The organism is Paenibacillus sp. ALE3 (assembly GCF_054113405.1).
The window spans coordinates 3,474,010-3,494,471 of record NZ_CM134214.1 but is presented as its reverse complement, the minus strand read 5'-3'; the positions used below and the strand labels follow the sequence as shown (position 1 = coordinate 3,494,471).

Annotated in this window: 20 protein-coding genes and 1 pseudogene; 13 read left to right on the top strand and 8 right to left on the bottom strand. The window is 41.7% G+C overall.

Annotated features, from left to right (window positions below; translation table 11 throughout):
• Positions 1-126 precede the first annotated feature (126 nt).
• The 8 genes and pseudogenes from ACXHJ2_RS15420 to ACXHJ2_RS15385 form a co-directional block, all read left to right on the top strand.
• A pseudogene (locus ACXHJ2_RS15420) lies at positions 127-342 on the top strand (response regulator); the annotation flags it as partial.
• Positions 324-794 carry an ABC transporter permease gene (locus tag ACXHJ2_RS15415; RefSeq protein WP_238791042.1) on the top strand — a complete coding sequence of 157 codons (471 nt, stop codon included), beginning with the start codon at positions 324-326 and terminating at the stop codon, positions 792-794. The pseudogene ACXHJ2_RS15420 and the gene ACXHJ2_RS15415, both read left to right, overlap by 19 nt.
• 14 nt (positions 795-808) lie before the next feature.
• A complete protein-coding gene (locus ACXHJ2_RS15410; RefSeq protein WP_165081493.1) occupies positions 809-1,543 on the top strand; it encodes an ABC transporter permease in 735 nt (244 codons plus the stop codon).
• A gap of 242 nt (positions 1,544-1,785) precedes the next feature.
• Positions 1,786-2,478, top strand: a complete 693-nt coding sequence (locus ACXHJ2_RS15405) for an ABC transporter ATP-binding protein (protein WP_058829609.1) — start codon at positions 1,786-1,788, stop codon at positions 2,476-2,478.
• Positions 2,479-2,495: 17 nt separating this feature from the next.
• Positions 2,496-3,797 carry a radical SAM/SPASM domain-containing protein gene (locus tag ACXHJ2_RS15400; protein ID WP_058829273.1) on the top strand — a complete coding sequence of 434 codons (1,302 nt, stop codon included), beginning with the start codon at positions 2,496-2,498 and terminating at the stop codon, positions 3,795-3,797.
• Between the two features lie 397 nt (positions 3,798-4,194).
• On the top strand, positions 4,195-4,794 hold the full coding sequence (locus tag ACXHJ2_RS15395; protein WP_238791367.1) for a hypothetical protein: 600 nt from the start codon (positions 4,195-4,197) through the stop codon (positions 4,792-4,794).
• A 49-nt stretch (positions 4,795-4,843) separates the two neighbouring features.
• Positions 4,844-5,455: a response regulator transcription factor gene (locus ACXHJ2_RS15390; RefSeq protein ID WP_165081497.1), complete on the top strand. Its 612-nt coding sequence runs from the start codon at positions 4,844-4,846 to the stop codon at positions 5,453-5,455.
• A gap of 24 nt (positions 5,456-5,479) precedes the next feature.
• Entirely contained in the window at positions 5,480-7,201 is a 1,722-nt protein-coding gene (locus ACXHJ2_RS15385) for an ABC transporter ATP-binding protein (RefSeq protein ID WP_165081499.1), read from the top strand.
• Positions 7,202-7,243: 42 nt separating this feature from the next.
• Here the strand turns inward: ACXHJ2_RS15385 and ACXHJ2_RS15380 are convergent, their stop codons facing one another.
• The 3 genes from ACXHJ2_RS15380 to ACXHJ2_RS15370 form a co-directional block, all read right to left on the bottom strand.
• Positions 7,244-7,573 (bottom strand): AzlD domain-containing protein, encoded by a 330-nt coding sequence (locus tag ACXHJ2_RS15380; protein ID WP_013370173.1) that lies wholly within the window; start codon positions 7,571-7,573, stop codon positions 7,244-7,246.
• The gene (locus ACXHJ2_RS15375) at positions 7,570-8,295 is read right to left on the bottom strand and encodes an AzlC family ABC transporter permease (protein ID WP_165081501.1); all 726 of its coding nucleotides are present in this window, start codon (positions 8,293-8,295) and stop codon (positions 7,570-7,572) included. Before ACXHJ2_RS15375 ends, ACXHJ2_RS15380 begins: the two co-directional genes overlap by 4 nt.
• Before the next feature lie 345 nt (positions 8,296-8,640).
• Positions 8,641-9,879 (bottom strand): MFS transporter, encoded by a 1,239-nt coding sequence (locus ACXHJ2_RS15370; protein ID WP_013370175.1) that lies wholly within the window; start codon positions 9,877-9,879, stop codon positions 8,641-8,643.
• A gap of 401 nt (positions 9,880-10,280) precedes the next feature.
• Between ACXHJ2_RS15370 and ACXHJ2_RS15365 the strand changes: the two genes are divergently transcribed.
• Positions 10,281-10,829, top strand: a complete 549-nt coding sequence (locus ACXHJ2_RS15365; RefSeq protein ID WP_025676412.1) for a helix-turn-helix domain-containing protein — start codon at positions 10,281-10,283, stop codon at positions 10,827-10,829.
• 99 nt (positions 10,830-10,928) lie between these two features.
• Positions 10,929-11,444, top strand: a complete 516-nt coding sequence (locus tag ACXHJ2_RS15360; RefSeq protein WP_014599583.1) for an acyl-CoA thioesterase — start codon at positions 10,929-10,931, stop codon at positions 11,442-11,444.
• 108 nt (positions 11,445-11,552) lie between these two features.
• On the opposite strand, the gene ACXHJ2_RS15355 is transcribed toward ACXHJ2_RS15360, so the two are convergent.
• Positions 11,553-13,019, bottom strand: a complete 1,467-nt coding sequence (locus ACXHJ2_RS15355; RefSeq protein ID WP_165081503.1) for an RICIN domain-containing protein — start codon at positions 13,017-13,019, stop codon at positions 11,553-11,555.
• 227 nt (positions 13,020-13,246) lie between these two features.
• Here ACXHJ2_RS15355 and ACXHJ2_RS15350 point away from each other — a divergent pair, with 227 nt between their 5' ends.
• Together ACXHJ2_RS15350 and ACXHJ2_RS15345 are read left to right on the top strand one after the other, a co-directional pair.
• Entirely contained in the window at positions 13,247-13,945 is a 699-nt protein-coding gene (locus ACXHJ2_RS15350) for a 4'-phosphopantetheinyl transferase family protein (RefSeq protein WP_165081505.1), read from the top strand.
• Positions 13,946-13,992: 47 nt separating this feature from the next.
• Positions 13,993-15,582 carry an amidohydrolase gene (locus ACXHJ2_RS15345; RefSeq protein WP_165081507.1) on the top strand — a complete coding sequence of 530 codons (1,590 nt, stop codon included), beginning with the start codon at positions 13,993-13,995 and terminating at the stop codon, positions 15,580-15,582.
• A 70-nt stretch (positions 15,583-15,652) separates the two neighbouring features.
• Here the strand turns inward: ACXHJ2_RS15345 and ACXHJ2_RS15340 are convergent, their stop codons facing one another.
• From ACXHJ2_RS15340 to ACXHJ2_RS15330, 3 genes are all read right to left on the bottom strand, one after another.
• Positions 15,653-17,278, bottom strand: a complete 1,626-nt coding sequence (locus ACXHJ2_RS15340; RefSeq protein WP_165081509.1) for an S-layer homology domain-containing protein — start codon at positions 17,276-17,278, stop codon at positions 15,653-15,655.
• Between the two features lie 156 nt (positions 17,279-17,434).
• Positions 17,435-18,286 carry a DegV family protein gene (locus ACXHJ2_RS15335; RefSeq protein WP_165081511.1) on the bottom strand — a complete coding sequence of 284 codons (852 nt, stop codon included), beginning with the start codon at positions 18,284-18,286 and terminating at the stop codon, positions 17,435-17,437.
• A gap of 32 nt (positions 18,287-18,318) precedes the next feature.
• Entirely contained in the window at positions 18,319-18,792 is a 474-nt protein-coding gene (locus ACXHJ2_RS15330) for a hypothetical protein (RefSeq protein WP_165081513.1), read from the bottom strand.
• A gap of 218 nt (positions 18,793-19,010) precedes the next feature.
• On the opposite strand from ACXHJ2_RS15330, the gene ACXHJ2_RS15325 reads away from it, so the two are divergent.
• Positions 19,011-19,394, top strand: coding sequence for a DUF423 domain-containing protein (locus ACXHJ2_RS15325; RefSeq protein WP_165081515.1), 384 nt, complete (start codon positions 19,011-19,013; stop codon positions 19,392-19,394).
• Between the two features lie 105 nt (positions 19,395-19,499).
• On the opposite strand, the gene ACXHJ2_RS15320 is transcribed toward ACXHJ2_RS15325, so the two are convergent.
• Positions 19,500-20,048: a hypothetical protein gene (locus tag ACXHJ2_RS15320; protein ID WP_165081517.1), complete on the bottom strand. Its 549-nt coding sequence runs from the start codon at positions 20,046-20,048 to the stop codon at positions 19,500-19,502.
• Positions 20,049-20,462: the final 414 nt, after the last annotated feature.

Below are 20,462 nucleotides of genomic sequence, written 5' to 3'. Positions count from 1 at the left end.
GGCCTTGTTGGTTATTAAGTATATTCACGGGGATGTACGATATGTGATGGAACTCGATTTTAATTCTGCCCGTTTGCTTTTATAATGAAAGTAAAAAATGTAAAAAAAGAATGGAGAACCTTGGTTATGGAAGAAATTGCAGTGCTTATCGTAGACGATGAACAGGGACTGCGAGATATGCTGACAAAAGTATTAAAAAAAGAAGGATTTCTTCATGTTAAGCATGCAGCCACGGGCCACGAAGCGCTGCAAATCGTGATGGAATCTCGTATTGATGTGATTGTGCTTGATGTTATGCTCCCTGATAACGATGGATTTGAGGTATGTCGTCAGATGCGTCTATGATGGCCATGCCTGTTCCTAGAAGCTATATTTATGTATCCAAAATAGTGTGGATCGTAATTTTGCAGCTTGGCACCGCCTTGATCACGATAGCAGGGATGAGTCTCATCTGGGTGTTGTATACAAACGAGCCCATTCCTTGGCGAGTTATGCTGCTGCAGCCGATTAATGCCAGCTTGGCTACCCTGCCTGTACTTGCAATTCAACTTTGGTGGTCTACCCTTTTTACTAATCAGGCATTTCCGTTAGCGTTTGGCATATTTGGTTCTATTGCCAGTTTGTTTTTGGCACGAACAAGTATTTTTTGGATTAAATTATTACCTTGGTCGTATCCGGCACTATCAAGTCCTCTGATTAAGGAATACGTAATGTGGGTGGTCATTGCTTTAGGTGCAGGGATCATCTTCACAGGACTCGGTACTCTACAGTTTACAAAGCATGAATTCAAATAGAGAGGGGAATCTGCATGGGATCCATTTTACGCGTGGAAGCGATGAAGCTTCAATGGGTCATGGTATGGATTCTCATTATATTGGATGCGGTTATCAATTCTTTAATGGGAGTCCTGGAACTGAACGATTTGAAGCAGTTTTATGAGCCTAGCTGGTTAATGTTATACACCTATGCGGCGCATTTTCACTCGATGTTTTTTTATCCGTTTTATTGTGGAATTATTGCTTCTCTTTTGTGTGCATACGAACATCGAGATGGGGGATGGAAGATTTTATTGAGCAGCCCGTATCCCCGTCAGCGAATCTATTATGCAAAATATATATTGCTCATTCTCATCCTGTTTCTTGATCAGCTTACATTCATAGTAGGATATTTTGCAGGTGGGTATATAGCAGGTGCTCCAGGAGAAATCCCTTGGACTCTCGTCCTTTCTACCGGATGGGGAGGGTGGTTCGGAATTCTTCCATTGGCAGCCCTCCAGCTTATGCTTTCGGTAAAAATCCGCAATTTCGGAGCTTCACTAGGAATGGCTATTTGCTGTGTAGTGCCTAATATTGTTATGACAGGCTTTCACTCTTCTATAGGAGCATGGTTTCCCTTTACGATTCCTTATTATATTATGTTGCCGCAAACAGCGAGCTATGCTCCCAGAGTGGAGCCTTATAGTCTTGGTTTGATTGTACTTTTTACGTTTTTAGCCTATCTATATGGTGGAAGAAAAATGTTTGTGAATAGGGACTGGTTGTAGCTAGGATATCATGAGGCTGTAATTCATAAGTATCCGTTTTAAGTGATCCTTTCAGTCGACAAGTTAATTGAAATAAACAATGATTACAAAAATAACGACAAAATCTTGCGGAAAAATTGCGTTGTTTACTTTCAAATCAGATAGTAATATATAGAAGAAAGAGCACTCCTTTTGGAAAAAATGTGAAAATAAAAAAGTTTTAAATAATATTATAGGATACTCTATAAGGGGTTGGTATATTGGTGGATTATATATTGAATTGTAATAATGTTACAAAGAAGTATGGTAGTAAAAAAGCTCTTGACTCGTTAACTCTTTCAATAAAGCCTGGAACTATCTTAGGACTTCTTGGCCCTAATGGAGCAGGGAAAACGACATTAATGAAACTCATCGTATCTCTGCTGAGGGATTATAGAGGTGAAATTCGTATTAAAGGTTTGAAACCTAGTGTTGAAACGAAGAAGATCGTTTCTTATTTGCCTGACAGAGAATTTCTTTACCAGTGGATGACCATCGAGCAAGCTATTGCTTTTTTTGAACATTCTTTTGTCGATTTTAACCGAGGTTTAGCATACAAAATGGTGAAATCATTGGGTTTGGATATAAACGACAAAATTAAATCTTTATCTAAAGGAATGCAGGAAAGATTAAGTATTTCCTTGGCTTTTGCAAGGAAAGCAGCGCTGTATATTTTGGATGAACCTTTGGCGGCTGTGGATCCTTCTACACGGGATAAGATTATACAAATTATACTTGATAACTTTGATCCTACTAGTGCGGTTATTATAAGTACTCACTTAATTAATGATGTTGAAAAATTATTTACTGATGTAGCATTTGTGAATGACGGAAAGATACTGCTACAAGGAAATGTAAGAGATATAAGAGACGAATATAAACAGTCTATAGAGGAAATATTCAAGTCTATGATCTAAGATGAGGAGGAGTAATCTTGCAAATTTCATCTTACAACGAATATTTGCTATTAAATGATTCGGATGAGGAAAGTTATTTAATTTATAACAGCTTATCGAATGGATTCGGTGAAATACATAAGGATTTGTATAATGCCTTTATTCAAAAAGATATGGACTATCTTGAACATTGTACAGAGAAAGAACAATTACTGCAAGGTCAGTTCCTATATGTTCAGCCCATAAAAGAACTAGACCAGATGGAGGAACAGTTTAAGATATTTAGAAACCAAGATCAGACCTTGAACTTAACTATTTTGCCTACATTTAGCTGTAATTTTAGATGTTCTTATTGTTTTGAAAATTTGACGTCTAAATCAGGGAAGAGAGCTTTTTCTCAAAAAATACAGAATGAAATTCTGACTTATATAGAAAAGTCAATTGAAGAATTACATTTTAAACGCATCATAGTGAATTGGACAGGTGGTGAACCATTACTTGAATTTAAAAATATAACCAGTCTTATGGAGCGTATAAACTTTATCGCTAATAAAAATAAAATATCCATTGATCATTTTATGGTAAGTAATGGATACTTGCTTACACCTGACCGGGCTAAGAAATTGAAAGAATTAGGTGTTAAAAGAATTCAAATTACAATAGATGGGTCAAAAAAAAGCCACGATCAAAGAAGGATATTAGCTAATAAAGAAGGCACTTTTGATAAGATAATAGAAAATATTAATAAATCATGTGAATTTATCCACATTACGATTAGAACAAATGTGGATTTGGATAATATTCATTTTATGAATGAGTATATGGAATATATGGGGAGGCAACTTTTCAAAGAGAAAGTAAGCATTTATTTTTCAGCAACTACTGAGTATAGTGCAGGGGGGTGCGTCAGCAACAGCAGTTGTTATGCGAATAAAGATTTTTCAAAGGTAATAATAAAGTTATACGAAAGCGCATTAGAAAAAGGATTGAATATATCTTACTATCCTCAGTATGAACCGGTTGCTTGCGCAGCAATCGCAGCTAACTCTATGGTCATTCAGCCAGATGGAGGTATTCAGAAGTGTTGGAATACTGTTGGAAATAAGAACTATTTAATTGGACATATTAGCGAAAATTTTAGTATTGAACAACTTAATTCTAACAAATGGATGGATTATTCTCCTTACAAATTCGAAAAATGTAGAGATTGTAATGTTTTACCTTTATGTGGTGGAGGATGCGCTCAGCAAGCATTTGAAAGTGAAGAGAAGCAGCCTGTTTGTAGAGAATTTAAATATAATTTAGAGGAAATGCTTACGTTTAACTTTCGCCATCAATAAATCTGGAAAATTTAATTATAGCTATTAATATATTTGAAAGGAGGTGAGTTGAATGCGGTGGATTGTAAAACCTCAAAAAGTAATGAACTCTGTAACTCCTGCATTTTGTCTTGTAGATAACAAAAATTCTTGTGTCTTGTATGTTTAAACAAAATCTTCTGTATTACCGCCTGTTTTTTACTAAACAGGCGGCTATTTCATTGAAAAGGGGCTTAATATGTTATTTTCTCATATATTTAAAGTGGAAATCAAAAGACATTTTATGGTGTTTGCAATTCTTACGATCTTAAGCGGTATATTTAGTCTTCATTTTTTAATTAATAATCATCAACAATTAGCATTCTCTTATCTACTAATCAATATGGTTATAGGGATATTGGTACCCATTTACATATTTATGGACTTTTACAATGAGTTTTTTTTAGGAAAAATGACACTTAATCATATGCTACCACTCAAAACATCAAGTCTATTCTTTATTAAATCAATAGTATTTTTAATTGGAATTATGGTTGTATGGGGGGCAACTCTCATAGAGATTTTTCTTAATCCGCAAGGGTTATACTTAACGCGCATTGTGCAGTCAATTAGTCCTTCCGAAGGTATTTTATATTTATTTTGCTCAAAGTTTTTTGGAATGTTAAGTGGGCTTTCATTGATGGGGTTTGCAATCTCTTTAGCAAAATGGGTGAGTAAAAAGGTAGCAACAGGTCACCTATTGATTGCCTTTATTTTTATTGCAGTAATCGGCTTTCAATTTGCTTTAATTATAAAAGGGTCTTGGCATTGGAGCATTGGAACATCATCACTAGAATCGTTTAAACAGTACGCCAATATGCTTACAATAAGTACCTTTTCCAATCGTCCAACCTTTCCCGACATTAAAGAAACAATTCATTGGGATTCAGTCGTAATGAATGTAATTGTTACAATAATTTCAGGAAGTTTTGCAGCTTTATTATTTAATTCAAAAAGGTATGAAATTTATGGTAAATAAATTGGCTTACATTCAGTGAGCCTTTATTTTAGCTCTAGGAGGCAAGGGGATGATCGATATAAATACCATTGTAATCATAGAAAATCAATTGGCTTGGCAAAACAAACTCAAAGTATGGATTGAGCCGGAAAAGGACATGTATGCATTTTTTTTTAGATCGTATACTGATTTTATTGAAAAAGGTATATTTGAGGATTATCAACTATTAGTTTGTGATATAGAATTAATTAGTTTGGATGAGCTGGAGCCCATATACAGAAGAGATAGACCAATAATAATAAGCATTTCAAACCATAAGTCTCCCAAAATAAAGCAGTTATTGAAACTTGGTATCTCCGGCATTGTGAATAAGACAGCTACATCGGCACAATTGATTCGGACCATTCGTAATGCTTTAGATGGATTGGCTACGTTACCAATGGAATTATTTCGAAGCTTACATACCATTCCAGAATATGATGATATATTAATCAGCCCTAAGGAACGCTCAATTCTAGAAGGGTTAGCATTAGGGAAAAGCAACAAAGAGCTAGCAGCCCTTTTATATGTTAGCCAGAGGACAGTCGAATATCATTTGACACATATATTTAGTAAATTCAACGTTCATACAAGAACTGAGGCAGTAATGGCAGCTAAGTCTAAAGGAATAATTCATGTGTGAATACCTTTTTCTGGAGGCAGGAAAATGACTTTATTTCTATTTAAATATAAATATAGGTTTTTTGTAGTCATTTTTATGATCAGTCTCGCTAGTTTGCTCGATATTTATTTAGCCTTTATATTCAAAAGTTTAATAGACACCGCCACATCGCAGGGGGAAAAGCAGTTTATTGAAACTTCCTTAATTGCAATAGGCTTTATTATAATTAACTCTCTCGTAAAAATGTTTTCCAATTTATCGCAATCTTCTTATCTCTGTAAGACAGTGTTGTTTTTAAAAGAGATTGTTTTCCAACATATTCTATATAAAGACCATTCTCATTTTACTTCAAACCATAGTGCAAAGTACATTTCGATCATGAATAATGATATTAAAATGATTGAGGATGATTACTTGAAAAATATATTTTCTTTGACCAGCACAGGAGTTTCGTTTTTGGCGGCTCTTTTTGCTATGTTTATTTTGAGTCCTAGTATTGTTGTTATATTACTTTTACTTACACTAATATCCATTTTAATTCCACGTATTTTTGAAAAAAAAATCCGAGCCAGAAAACGAAATATTGCAGATGCTTTAGAAAAATTTACGATAAAAATAAATGATATTTTTTCTGGATTTGCTGTTATTAAAAGCTATGGAGTAGAGCAACATGTGGAGCAGCAATTTCGTTTGAATAATACGGTCGTTGAAAATAATAAGTATTTATTTTTTAAATTAAATGCTTATGTAAGCTCATTGGGCGATGTATTTGGAGGAGTAATGTTTATCTCTGTATTTCTTGTTGGCAGTTTTTTATCTATTCGAGGAGCTATCACACTAGGTACTATGATCGCTTGTGTACAGTTGACTAATAAAGTTGTCAATCCAGTATATATGAGTATTCAATACATAACTCAAATTAGGGCATTGCGTGATATTTCGGCTAAAATATTAGAAATTTTACACGAAGATGAGGATGGTAACCAATATATAAAAAAAACATCAATAGAACACTCTGTTCGTTTTACAAATGTGAGCTTTGGTTATGCCCGAAATCACCCAAATTTACATGATATTAACATGGTTTTGAATAAAGGGGGAAAATATGCCCTTGTAGGGCCTAGCGGGTCTGGGAAGTCTACTTTGCTTAAGCTCCTAATGAAACAATATGATGATTATGATGGAATTATTTATGTAGATGATTTGGATTTAAAGTTCATATCTGCTGAGGATTGGTGTCGGTTAGAATCGGTTGTGCAGCAAGACGTTTTTTTATTCGATAGCAGTATTAAAGAAAATATTACAATGTATCAATCGTTCCAAGATGAGATTCTATCCAATGTGATAAGTGCCTCTGGGCTTAATAAACTAATCGATAAATTGCCTTATGGTTTGGAGACACAGATTGGTGAAAAAGGAGGTAGGCTATCAGGGGGAGAAAAACAAAGAATTGCGATTGCCAGAACCTTAATTAGGCAAACACCGTTATTACTCCTTGATGAAGCAACTTCATCTTTGGATAGTGAAACGGCGAATGCCATTGAAGAGGTGATATTAGGTCTCGAAACTATTACATGTTTGGTAGTAACGCATCGTTTGTCTAAAGCTGCATTGCAGCAATATGATAGGATATTTGTTATGTCAGATGGAAGAGTAGTAGAAGAAGGTTCCTTTGATTATTTAATAGAGAATAAAGGTTATTTTTATCATTTATATAAATTTGTAAATGATTCTTCAATAAATCAGACACAACCTATATATACTTGATTTCACGATTTAACTATAGTTAGTTCTACACCCTTTTTTGATCTACCCCATCCACAAAAGTCGAACTACAGCCATACTCACAATACCGACAAGCACAGTAGCCAGCAAATTTTTACTCCACAAAGCGGTCACCAGCGTAGGAAGGACCGCTATAAGCACTTGCCCATTAAGAGTGACCGAGGTTTCGGTTCGTACGAGCAGATTTTCCATGACCAGTGCCGTGAAAATGCAAATGGGGATGTAGGACAGCCACTGCAACACGGGCTTGGGTAGCGTCAGTTTTTGCAGCACGACAAAGGGAATGATCCTTGGGATGGCTGTGACAATCATCGCACCGATAATGATATATAGCACATTGGGATTAATATTCATTTGTCGGTTAACACTCCAATCGTTGCGGTGATCATGGTCGCTACAATGACGGCGATATGTGATGGCACCCACCAGGATAAAAGGTACATTAGAACGGCCATACATAGCACAAGCAGCAGGCGATGCTTGAGTTTGGAGGTCTGGACACTTTGGAGCTGGGAAATGAGTAGGGCCAGAAACATTGCAGGTAAGGCAAAGTCCAGACCAAAAGCTTCCGGCTGGGAAATCCAATTCCCGAGCACTCCACCAGCCACACAGGAAGCAATCCAAGCGAGATAAGCTGTAATATTAAGTCCGTTCATCCAGCGGTCACTGACCTGCCCGCCTTTAGCCAATTTATCCGACGCTACCCCAAAGGATTCATCCGTTAAAAGGATACCGATGCCTATGTTTTTCCACAGTGAATATTTAGAAAAGTAAGGAGCCAATGATGCACTTAACAGCAGGTGGCGGGCGTTCACAATAAATGTCGTTAAAATAATGACAGATGGAGGACTGGCTGCAGCCAGCATCGAGCAAATAATAAACTGGGAGGCGCCTGCGTATACAAGCGCTGACATCAGACCAATTTCCATGGTGCTAACCCCTGATGAAGCGCCCACAATGCCTGCCGCGAATCCAATACATACATAACCAAGCAGTGTAGGAATACAATCTTTAACCCCTTGTAAAAAGCTGAGTGAATCGTGCTTTGTTCCACTCAACTCCGAAGCTATGGACATTTCAACCTTACCCCCAGTGTATAAATTTTATAATAGTATATAACGGAAATTGTAAAGTATCAATATATTATACGTTTGTATGTTATATTGAATATTTCCTATAGCGAACATGTAGTCTTATTGTACACTCTCGGCTACACTCTTCTAATCAGAAACAGTCTAATAAAGTAGACTACAGGAGAATTGCCCTTGAGCCCTTCAAAATAGCAAACGGACAAAAGCTGATGATTAGTCAAAGCAGCTCGGATGTGTTCATACAAGGACTGTTTTGACTGAACGGGGAGTTCGTAAAAAAAGGGCGCCCCAGTCAGTTCATGACTTATGGGACAACCCTAAAGTGGTGGCTTATATAAGCTCCTGCCGTTTTTTCAGATATCCGTAGAGAATAATTCCCGAGACCGCGCAGATGGCTGCGCATAGGCCAATAACTCCATATCCCGCCTGAAGCCCGCGCAATATGCCAAGCTCAGTGGTTGCGCCGTAGACTATCTTGACCCCTTCGATTACCCAGCCGATCACATAGTTGCCAATGACACTACCTATGCCCATCAGCGTGACGACGAACGTAATAGCTGTATCACTGTCCTTAGGATATCTCCGTGCAATGAACGCCATCACGGTCGGATAGATCATTGCAATGCCTGCACCCGATGTGGCAAAGAGAAACGCCAGTCTCTCCCCACCCGCGATTGCTGCGAACGTACATATCGCTGAGAAGGCGGAGAATAAAATCGTCGAAAGCACAAACCCCATTCGGTCTGTGAGCGGACCAAGCAACAGGCGCCCCAACGAGAAGGTAAGAAAGAACGCGGAGAGCATGCTGGACGCCTTTACTGTACTCCATGAATACGCTTTCTCTAAAAAGTTAACTAGCCAGCCTCCAACTGCGAGCTCGGAGACTACTCCAAACGATAGGATCATTACCATCATCCAGAGTGCCGGATCGCGGGTTAGGGTCTTGAGTGAGGTCCGTTCCTCATGCTGCAGATCGTCTCCCGGGAAGGTGCTGAGCAGTGCGGCCACAATCGGCAGCAGACAGAGCGACAACATAGCCAGATACATCCCTCGCCAGTCCAGCGTATGTCCAAATACCGTCAATGACATGACTCCCGTCGCCAGCAAAGGGGCGACTGTTGAGCTAAGCCCATAGAAAAAGTGGGACAAATTCATCATCGTGCCGGTATTTTTTACAAAAATCCTCGCCCCCAAAATTGCGAGTGCAATCTCCAGCATGCCGTTCCCGATATACATCAAGAAGTAGGACGAGGCGAAGAATGGATACGTGTGCGACAGATAAATGAACACTCCCGAGATGATCATGGAAGCAAAGGAAATAATGCTGACCGCCTTGATTCCCCACTTACGGACAAGGACGGCGGTGAACGAGCAGGCAATCAAATACCCAAGTGCGTTTAGAGACAACAATGTTCCGAGCTGCTGTTCATCCAGATTGAAGTCGAATTGAATGCGTGGAATGGCAGGGCCTTTAATATTTTCCGAGATACCAAATACAATAAAGCCAATAAAAATTGTCGCCAGCTGCATCGTGTACATGTGGCGGGACTTGCGGGTTTGCGGATTCAAATTTAGTCCCTCCTAGATAGTTAACGTTGATTTTCTCACCTGTTGGGTGTTCAGGGACGGAAAAGACATAGGATAGCAACCCCTTTCAAGATATTACAATAGTTTTGAAAAACATTTTAATAAGTGAAGTTTAAGGACATTTATATTCAATGTCAATGTTTTAATTGGCATGTTGAAGTAAACGAGGAACCTGACCATAATAGAGTAAATTGTAGCATGTCTACTTCCCGTTTAAGCTTTTATATATACCTTGATCGGCTACACTTAATCTAATGTGGATAATAAGTCGTGTATTCTAAATTGCAAAAGATAAGTGATATTTTACAATACAGTCTATATACAGCGGGTACTTTTGTGTATTCTTCATATATAGACTTTTGGATATGAGGAGGTATAATTCGGTGGATTCAATGCAATATATTATTGGTTCTAATTTGGCTCAAATCAGGAAGACTAGAGGACTTAGTTTGGATAAGGTGGCTGAACTGACAGGGGTTAGCAAAGGGATGTTGGCTCAAATTGAGAAGGGAAAATCCAATCCTACGGTAACCACGCTTTGGAAGATTGCGAACGGCTTGCACGTATCCTTCTCGACCTTTCTTAAAGAAGACCCGCCGCAAATCACGAAGATTCGGAGAGCAGATTTGCATCCAGTTATTGATGAGGACGGTAACTATTTTGTTTACCCTGTCTTCCCGTATCACTCGGAAAAGAAGTTCGAGGTATTCACGGTAAGTCTGAAGCCAGGCTTTACACACAAGGCAGAAGAGCATCTGGGAGAGGAAACGATTCTCATGATCCGTGGGGAAATGTACTTTGAAATGCAGGGGCAACAGCTCAAACTGAGTGCAGGGGACGCCGTACAATTTCAAGGGTCTGATTTTCATACCTATCGTAATGATTCGGATGAGGATGCCGATTTTTATGTATTGATTTATTATGCGGATTAGTGGGATGATTAACATAGTCTACAACAGACTTCGACACAGGATTCTGCAAAATCCTGAGATATAAAAAGAGAGCAACGAGGAAAAGAGAGGAAAGAACCCATGGAAAGCAAGTACATCCGAGAAACCTACTGCTTTAAGACGTCCCGAGTATTTCCCAATGATATCAACAATCATAACACGCTCTTCGGAGGCCGGTTGATGTCGTATATCGACGATATCGCATCTATTGCTGCCGCCAAGCTGTGCCGTACGAACACAGTTACAGCCTCTACGGATTCGGTAGATTTTTTGCTGCCTATCCACCCGAGCGATTCTGTCACGCTGGAAGCGTTCGTAACTTGGACAGGCCGCAGCTCGATGGAGGTATTCGTAAAAGTGATTCGCGAAGGATTAATGACTGGCGACCGCAAAATTGCAGCCACCGCCTTCCTGACCTTTGTGGCATTGGACGAGAACAATCGTAAAGTGACCGTCCCACAGGTGATTCCGGAAACAGAGGAGCAAATACAATTACACCAGACAGCTCCATCCCGCGCAGCCATACGGCGTCAGCGGAGGGAAGAAAGCAAGCAACTGGCCAGTTTTCTGACGACAGATTTTCCATGGGAAGTGTAGTGTACTAGACATCACCCATCTTATCGTTTTTGCGTAAAAAGGAGCCGTTTTTCCGTTATGATCACTAAGATCTGTTCGGATGACGGCTCCTTTTGGTAAGGATTTGAGCTATTCTACTTTAACTACACGGAAATGCTGATTCGTCCCGCCATTATCGACCCATTGAATGGCTTTGGCTCCATCGCCAGTGGCGCCTTCGGAAATGTCGATCAGCTTGCCAGTTGCCCGATTTTTCAGCTTGTAATAGCCCCCGGTTACGGATACGAGCTGCCAATGCTGGCTGGACCAGCCTCCATCATTCCACTGTTCGATCACTGCGCCGTCCGCTGTAGCACCGCTTTCAACACCAATCAGCTTCCCGCTGTTCCGATTCACAATTTTATAGTATCCGCCGCCTGCATCCTTAAGCTGCCATTGCTGGCTTGGTGCACCGGAATTCGCACGCTGCTCTAGATCTGCTCCGTCTATCGTCGCATTGCCAATGATGCCTAGCGGCTTGTTGCTCTTGCGACTTACCAGCTGATAATAAGCATCCGGGTCGATGACCATCGGCGTAGTTACGCCCTCAACCACACCACTGGCGGTATCAACGTTAATACTGTCGAACCAATCCATGGCCAATGAAGTTGCAGTTGGAAAACGCAGTGGCAACCACACATATTGCGAATCCTGCACAGGACCGCTCCACGCCCCAGCCCAACGGTCGCCCAAATACAGATATGAGGTCGTCTGCGTACCTTCAACAGGAATGACGTAGGCCGCCTGTGAACCGTAAGTCGTCCCGTCCCCGAAGTTCATCGTATTGCTCCAGGTTCCTTCAATGCTGGACGCAGTAGCATACTTGGCCTGATTGGGATTCCAGCCAGTTGCCCCGGATGTAATCAGGAAGTAGACGTCTCCTTTTTTGAACATCGCCGGAGCTTCACGATATTGTCCTGGCCAGAGTGTAGTCACCAGCGATTCAACTTGAAGAAAATCCGGTGTCAGACGATAAATGTTCAGATCCGCGTTTACACGGGTAGCCGATATCAGGTATGCAGTACCGTTATCGTTGTATACAGTCATATCACGCGAATCATAATCCAGCGGACGGAAGCTGCCCTGGTACGTATAATCGCCGTCTACGGTATCAGATGAGGCAACTGCCACTCGGGCTTCGTTGTAATTAATCCCGTTTTCCTTGTGCATCCATAATACGTATTTACGCGTTTTTTCATTATAAATCACTTTCGGACGTTCAATATTCGATACATTCAGCTCTATGGCCGAGCTGCTGGTCAGCACGTTTTTACGAAACTCCCAGTTTTTTAAATCCGAGGAACGATAAGCGGATACCGCCTTGAACGTTCCATTCGGATTACGATTTTCACCAAACCAATAATAATAACCGTCCACTTTAATCATTCCGCCCCCATGGGCATGGACCACGTTTCCATCTGTATCTTTAAACTGAATTCCATTTACTACATTCGCTGAAGCAGCTGAAGCAATCTTAGGTGAGAACATCTGAAAAATGCTTAACGAAAGCAAAATAGTGAGCATAATACACAGCAAGCGGGCAAAATCATATTTCATTGTTTCGTCCTCCTCTGTATGTGTTATTTTAAAGCGCTTTCATTAGTGGGTTCTATGGAGTAGCTTTGAAGAGCTGCTTATCCCAATTGTATCCATATTGAATTGAAAGTGCTAGAGTAGTATATTGACCATGTATATGGCAAGCGTCATCCAAATTTGACAGACTTCAATCGAATAGTGAGTGTTACAAACCTATTTATATTCATTAGGATATACGGGAGGCGACCATGGAAATATACGCGATTGATACGAGCAAGCCAGAGGCTGAGAATCATTACGAATTACTGGTAAATCGGGTTTCGCTGGCAAAACAGCACAAGTTGGATCGTTTTTTACATCGGGAAGACGCTTTGAGGGGGTTATACGCTGATGTGTTGTTAAGATGGTTGGCTTGTCGACAATTAAAAATACCGAATGCCAGCCTTCAGTTTACATACAATGCATTTGGCAAGCCCTCCTTGTTGAATGCGCCGGCATTTCATTTTAATGTTTCTCATTCGGGAAAATGGGTAGTATGCGCTATCGATGATCATCCGCTTGGTATTGACATTGAACAGCTCCGTCCTATTGATTTTGAAGTAGGCAGGGTGTGCTTCTCGGACACAGAGTATGATGCATTAATGCATCAGGATGCAGAGAGTCGTTTATCCTATTTTTACGATCTTTGGACGCTTAAGGAAAGTTTTGTGAAGGCCGAAGGACAGGGGCTAACGCTGCCGTTAAAGTCTTTTTCATTCGAGTTGGAAGCACGACCGTCTATAGGTTTCACGACAGAGGGCTTTACTACGGAGTATTGTCATTTTAAGCAGTATGAGCTAGACCCAGATTATAAAATGGCTGTCTGTGCAGCTGATGATCACTTTGCACAGGTGGTACAGCAGGTAGATATAAATACACTACGTTTGGAAGTAGCAACCCTGGCGTAATATGCAGCAGATCAAGCGTATAATTGGAAAAAAGGAGATGAGTGGCGTTGACATTCGTTTTGTTCAAGCACGGCAGGTTATATGGGGACTGGGCTACCAAAGGAGACTCCATCGTTGTACAGCATGGCCGCATACAGGCCATTGGAAATGCTCGGGAGCTTGAATTGCAGTTATCTGGTAAGGAGTATGAAACCGTGGATTGGGAGGGAGCCAATGTATTACCGGGCTTAACCGATGCCCATATGCATTTGTCTATGCATGGTATGAAGCTAGCTATGCTGGATTTAACATCAGCTACTTGCAAGGACGAGATGCTGGCTATGCTGCGCAAGCGGGTCGCTGTAACACCGCCGGGAGAGTGGATTTTAGGACTTAATTGGAACGAAAATGCGTTTAATCCTGTTGAAATTCCGAATATAGCTGAGCTAGATGCCATTACAGATCAGCACCCGGTATATCTGACTCGTACGTGTTTTCATACGTTTTTAGCCAATTCAGAGGCATTTCGGCGTGCAGGTATTAATGAAAACACCCCTGATCCGGCTTCAGGAGCCTATGGACGGGACGCAGAGGGTCGATTAAATGGATTAATTTATGAGGAAGCATCCTTTGCCTTTACAAGCATGCAGCCAGAGCCGGATTATTCGGTAAAGAAGGATACGATCCGGCGAGCTTGTCTGGATGCGCTACGGCTGGGGCTGACTGCTGCGCATACGGAGGATTTACGTTTTTTGGGCAGCGTGGAGACAATGCAGCGAATTTACAGAGAGCTGAGAGAAGAAGGTCTTGCATTTCGCACACACCAGCTCATCTATCATCCATTTATGGAAGAAGTGAAAGTACAGGAGCTGCGTGCAGGTACCGGAAATGAGTGGTTCAAAATCGGTGCGATTAAAATGTTTGCTGATGGCGCTATTGGTGGAAGAACGGCTTTATTATCCGAACCTTATAATGATGCTCCACATACGTGTGGAATGGCCATCCAACCACAGCCAGAGCTAAATCAGATGGTGGCAGCAGCCAGAGCCGCAGGCTTTCCAGTGGCTGTACATGCCATCGGAGATGAAGCGGCGCATATGATTTTGACAGCGATGGAGGCCCATGGACCAACGGAGGAAAGCGGGTTGCCGGATCGTCTGATTCATGGGCAGGTGCTAAGGGCTGATTTGGTCAAAAGAATGGCGAAGCTGCCGCTGATTGCGGACATCCAGCCTCGTTTTGTCGCCAGTGATTTTCCCTGGGTGCTGGATCGAGTTGGGAAAGAACGGAGCGAATATTTGTATGCCTGGAAAAAGCTGCTGCAAGCAGGCATTCCGTGCGCTGGAGGCAGTGATGCGCCGATTGAGCCATTAAACCCATTTCTGGGTATACATGCGGCAGTGACTCGCGCCAAGCCGGAAGAAACGCATGAGGGCTATCTTCCCGCTGAGAAGTTGGATGTTCACGAAGCCATTCATCTGTTTACTATGGGAAGCGCAGTAGCCGCTGGGGAAGCCAATGAAAGAGGGACAATCGCTGAAGGCAAAGCTGCTGACTTTACCGTTATTGACCGCGATGTATCGGAAAGTCACCAGGATTTACTTGATGTTAAGGTGCGGATGACCGTTGTGAACGGGCAAGTTGCATATCGGTCGTAGGCTGATAATACGTATGTATGGCAAAAGCCTTCAACTTCACTTTTTACGTGAGGTTGAAGGCTTTTGACTTTTACAAGCCACGCTGTATAAAGCGGTCCGCATTCTTCACACTGGACCACAGATCAGAGCTTGCGCCGCCTGAATACCAATAGGCGAAGCCGGCAAATCCTTCATCCTGGCCCAAGCGGTACTTACGAGTAAAGGATCGCCCTTCTTCCAGCCATAGCTTATGAAGCTGAGTATCTTTGTATGATACGGTATACTGCTGAATATCCTCGTTCCAGATCGGTTTGGAAGAGATACGGGATACTAGCTGATTTTGCTGGTCTAATGAAATATCAGAGGAAGCGATTGACTGTCCGCTAGTGTTAAGTGTCCAATTCCGTGTAAATAAGGGCAATGCCAAAATCGCTTTCTCCGGATCGGTGGTTTGTACAAAGCGCCGCACGCTTTCACGCAGCCATGGCAGTGAGGACACCGAGCCGGGGATCGAGCTCCCTCCCCAATGCTCGTCATATCCCATCAGGATGAGATAGTCTGCCGCAGCGCCAAGCTTTTGATAATCAAAAGCGGCAGTCCAGTCCGTTCCGTAATCAGGAGATACACAAAGCGCCAGTACCGCATTTTGACTTTTCAACTTAGCCTTTAATTGTTGGACGAACAATGTAAGGTAGGCACGATCCTGACCATCTACATTTTCAAAATCAATGACAAGCCCGTCCAAACCATGTACAGACACAGCATTGGCAAGTTGAGTTATGGTTGTAGCCCGTAGAACCTCACTGGACAGAATTTGGTGCGTTAGCGCCAGATTGGAGCGGTTGCCTACCATAGCCCAGATTTTTTTTTGATGCTGTTTGGACCAGGTAAGCAGCGAAGAATTGGTGTAATCGCTGATACTGCCTGTTTCGTTCAGAAAAAACCAGCGTGGTGAGAGGGTGTTGATGTTGGATTGAAGCACCGTATTTTCAAACTGCTGAACGGTTTGGTCATATTGCCAGCCTAATCGAATGGAAGAAGCAGTGGAAGCAGCTTGGCGAGCATGCTGTGCTGAATACGTTAGCAGCCGCTCCAATAATACCGCTGTTTCTTCACGAGTGAGAGAAGATGCCGGGCGAAAATAGTTGTTTTCACCTTTCATAAAGCCGTAACGATTCACGGTGGTTACCCCTTCAAGAGCCCAATCAGCAATTTCGTCACGATCTATGAAAGAGGAAATGGCGTTACCTGATCCGCCCGAAGAGCGGATGAGACGTGCAATCATTAAGGCTGCTTCTTGCCGGGTTATAGGACTATTGGGTTGAAATGTAGCGGAAGAACCTCCCTGTACGATATCAAGCTGCGAAGCCGCCTCAATCCAACCGTAGTACCACGCCTGTTTGGGAACATCCCGATAGGAGGAAACAACTGCTTGTACAGGTTCTAGCCCGAGTGTACGGTCCAATGCGGTAACCCATTCAGCTCTGGTAACTGCCTGTTTAGGAGAAAAGTAACCAGGTTGTATACCATTCAAAATTCCTTTAGCATGCAGGGAAATAATAGACTGATAGGCGTAGCTGTGTGCAATATCCCGAAAAGCTACGCCGTATGCTGCTGCCGGGGCAGCTAAGTATGAAGTGAATGTTGTGAATATTGTAATGGCTGTAGTTGCCGATAGAGTAAACCTGGTTAGCCAACGCGATCGTTTGGAACTCATCCCCAATAACCTTCTTTTTTATGATAGATTGTAAGTGTATATATTGTTACTCGACGAATAATACTATCAAAAAGAGGAAAGTTATTCATTGCTAAATTGCTGGAAAAATACCAAAAAACCCGCTACCAATAGGTAACAGGTTTGATATTGGATAAACTATGCTTTTTTGGCATACATAATACCGATCGTTTGTGGACCACAGTGACTGGATATAACACAGCCTGCTGTTGTTAGTAGTACCTCTTGTGCGTTCGTTTCCTCTTTCAGACGTGCTTGCAGCATCAGCGCATCTTCCTCAGCCAAAGCGTGCACGACAATGATCATATCGTTATCCATCAAATTCCGCTGGTTCAGGGCATTTTGCAGCATTTGTTCTAGTGCTTTTTCACGTTTGCCGCGGACCTTGTAGGCAGGCGTCATTTTTCCATCAATCACTTTGATTACCGGACGAATTTTGAGCAGACTGCCGATCAGGTTTTGCATGCCTGAGCATCTTCCGCCTTTATATAGATATTCGAGTGTATCAATCACAAATTCCGTGTCGATTAGCGGTCTGGTTGCCGTCAACATGTCTACAATCTGCTCTATCGTACTACCGTTTGCTGCCGCGCGAGCAGCTTTCATTACAAGCAGGCCAAAGCCGCACGAGAGATTCAGAGAATCAAAAACCGTAATGCGACCTTCTGGAAATTCGGAGGCAGCGAGCAGCGCATTCTGGTACGTCGATGATAGCTCGGAGGAAAGACTGATATATAAAATGTCATCTCCTTGTTCTATGTAGGGCGTAAAGGCTTGAATAAAATCTGCCGGAGAAGGTGCGGCGGTACGAGGTAAGCGTCCCTCGCGGCTGACACGCTGAAATAATTGTTCCGGGTGGATGTTCACCCCATCTTGTAATGCTTCATCACCAAATACGGTATACAATGGCACAATGCTAATCTCGTACTGTTGACGCCAGTGGGCAGGAACATCACTGGTACTGTCTGCAAAAATTTTAATTTTGTTCATACATTAAATCCTCTCTGTGAGATGCAGAAAAATCATAAAGATTGCACGGAGGAAGGATAAATATCCGCTGTGCTATTCGGAATCGAAAGACCGATGGCAAGTAGGGCAATAAAGCCTACAATAATGAGGGCATTAATGATTAATCCAGTAATAGCAAAGGTTTTCTTACGGTTTTTTAACGCAATGCCGATGATTCCGACCACAAGTCCACTACAATTGAGCAGCAGGCTGCCTAAAAAGATGAAGGGAATCAGCATCGTTCCAGTTTGCTGCAAAGCGACTTCCGGGTTCATTGTTTGGTATTGGCTGAAATGAGCCATTAGATTAATGACCATAATAGCCAGAATAATATATCCGATCAGACTGACGAGCGACATAATAAAAGAGGCAATTCCGGGACCGGAATGCTTGAGCTTAACCGGAGGCTGGAACACAGGAGCTTCTGAAAAAACAGGGTGCTCCTCAGACGCAGCAGGCTTGTGCAAATTAGGATCTTGGTAACTCATTTTTTCAACTCCTTGAACATAGTCCGAACAGGTACTAATTTTCCACAAAATAAACAAAAAAGCAAGCCACTTTACACATTACCCTCCAATAGACAGGGTTTAATCATCAAATTTGGTATGCGGTTTGTTCCCACACACTGGCTGGTAAACTTCATGCTGTTTCGATAAAATAAGAAGAGCATTCGGGTAAAAGGATCAGTGAAAAGGAGTATAGAAACATGCAGCGAAGATGGATAATGGTAGGATCTATAATGATGATGTTGGCGGTAGCCATCGGAGCGTTCGGGGCGCATATTGTAAAAGCACAGATCGACGCGGATGCATTGGCCATATATGAAACCGGTGTGAAATATCATATGATTCACGCTGTGGGTTTGCTGATCATTGCGTTGGCTGCCGGACAATGGGGCCCTTCGCCCCGCTTAAGATGGGCCGCACGGCTGTTGTTCACGGGTATCATTTTGTTTTCTGGCAGTCTGTATGTGCTAAGTTTGACTGGAATCCGTGTACTGGGCGCGATCACCCCATTAGGAGGCGTGTGTTTTATTGCTGGATGGATATTGTTGGCATGGGCTGCTACCGGTGTAAAGAAAGAGGCTTAGAAAGCTTATCGATCCATACTAAAAAAGAGTATCGGCAGGAAGAACGCAAAGTTTTTCCACCGATTCTCTTTTTTCATGCCTAGTTGTTTTGGTGAGATATTACATTTACGATGTAATTTCATCAATTTCATTCATTTTAAAGGAGTACACTTGCTTCTCATCGACATGATACACACTCAGCAGGTTATTATCATGATCCAGGTTGAGTATGCGGCATGGAATGCTGCGTTGTCCGCCATAGCGGTTTACGACTAACCGTACAAGCGTATTATCATGTATATAGCGTTTGATCCATTCGTACGTACTAAGGTCTTGTTGTGTTGCAGGCTTTGGCTGTACGTGGGATTGTTTGATCTCTTGAATAACGGGTGTCTTGTTCGTAATTGCGGCTGATTTCTTTTTGGAGAATTTTTCCGCAAGCGTAGCGGCTGCATCAGACGGGGTATTAACGGCCGACTGTTTTTTTAGATACAATGCAGCTTCAATTAAATTGCCAAGTTCGATACCAGATTGAATCCGACTATCCGCAATTTGTTCGTTTTGGCTCAAGAGATTAAGCAGGAACTGAAGGGCCTCTACGTTCGAACGACCTTTAACTAATACATCAACATTAAATAAATAACTGGTTTCGTCTTGATTTGATTCCTTTTTCATACATCCTCCAGCCCAAGCCCTGGGTAATTAGTCTTTTGTAGTATCTATCAATATATCATTAAAATGTAATCTGTCATAGGGCCTAGGGCCCTGTTATTGGATATTAACAAAAATTAGCTCTATATAAAGACCTATGCATTACATTTTCTCTGAAAACACAGGAAATATACATTCTGGCATGTGTACATGAACAAGGACTGTATATGAGAAGATTAATAGAGCCAAAGTATGCATATACCGAGAATAAGCGAGGTGGGGGATGAAATCAAGTAATTTAAATTTAAAATATTTTACAAAAAAATATAACGTAACATGTCTGTAAAAAGGATCTCATCCGCTCAGAAGAAAAATGAAAATCCCCCTTAACGAAAGGGGGATTTGGCATAGCGAAAATAGGGTATTATAGTAAGCGAA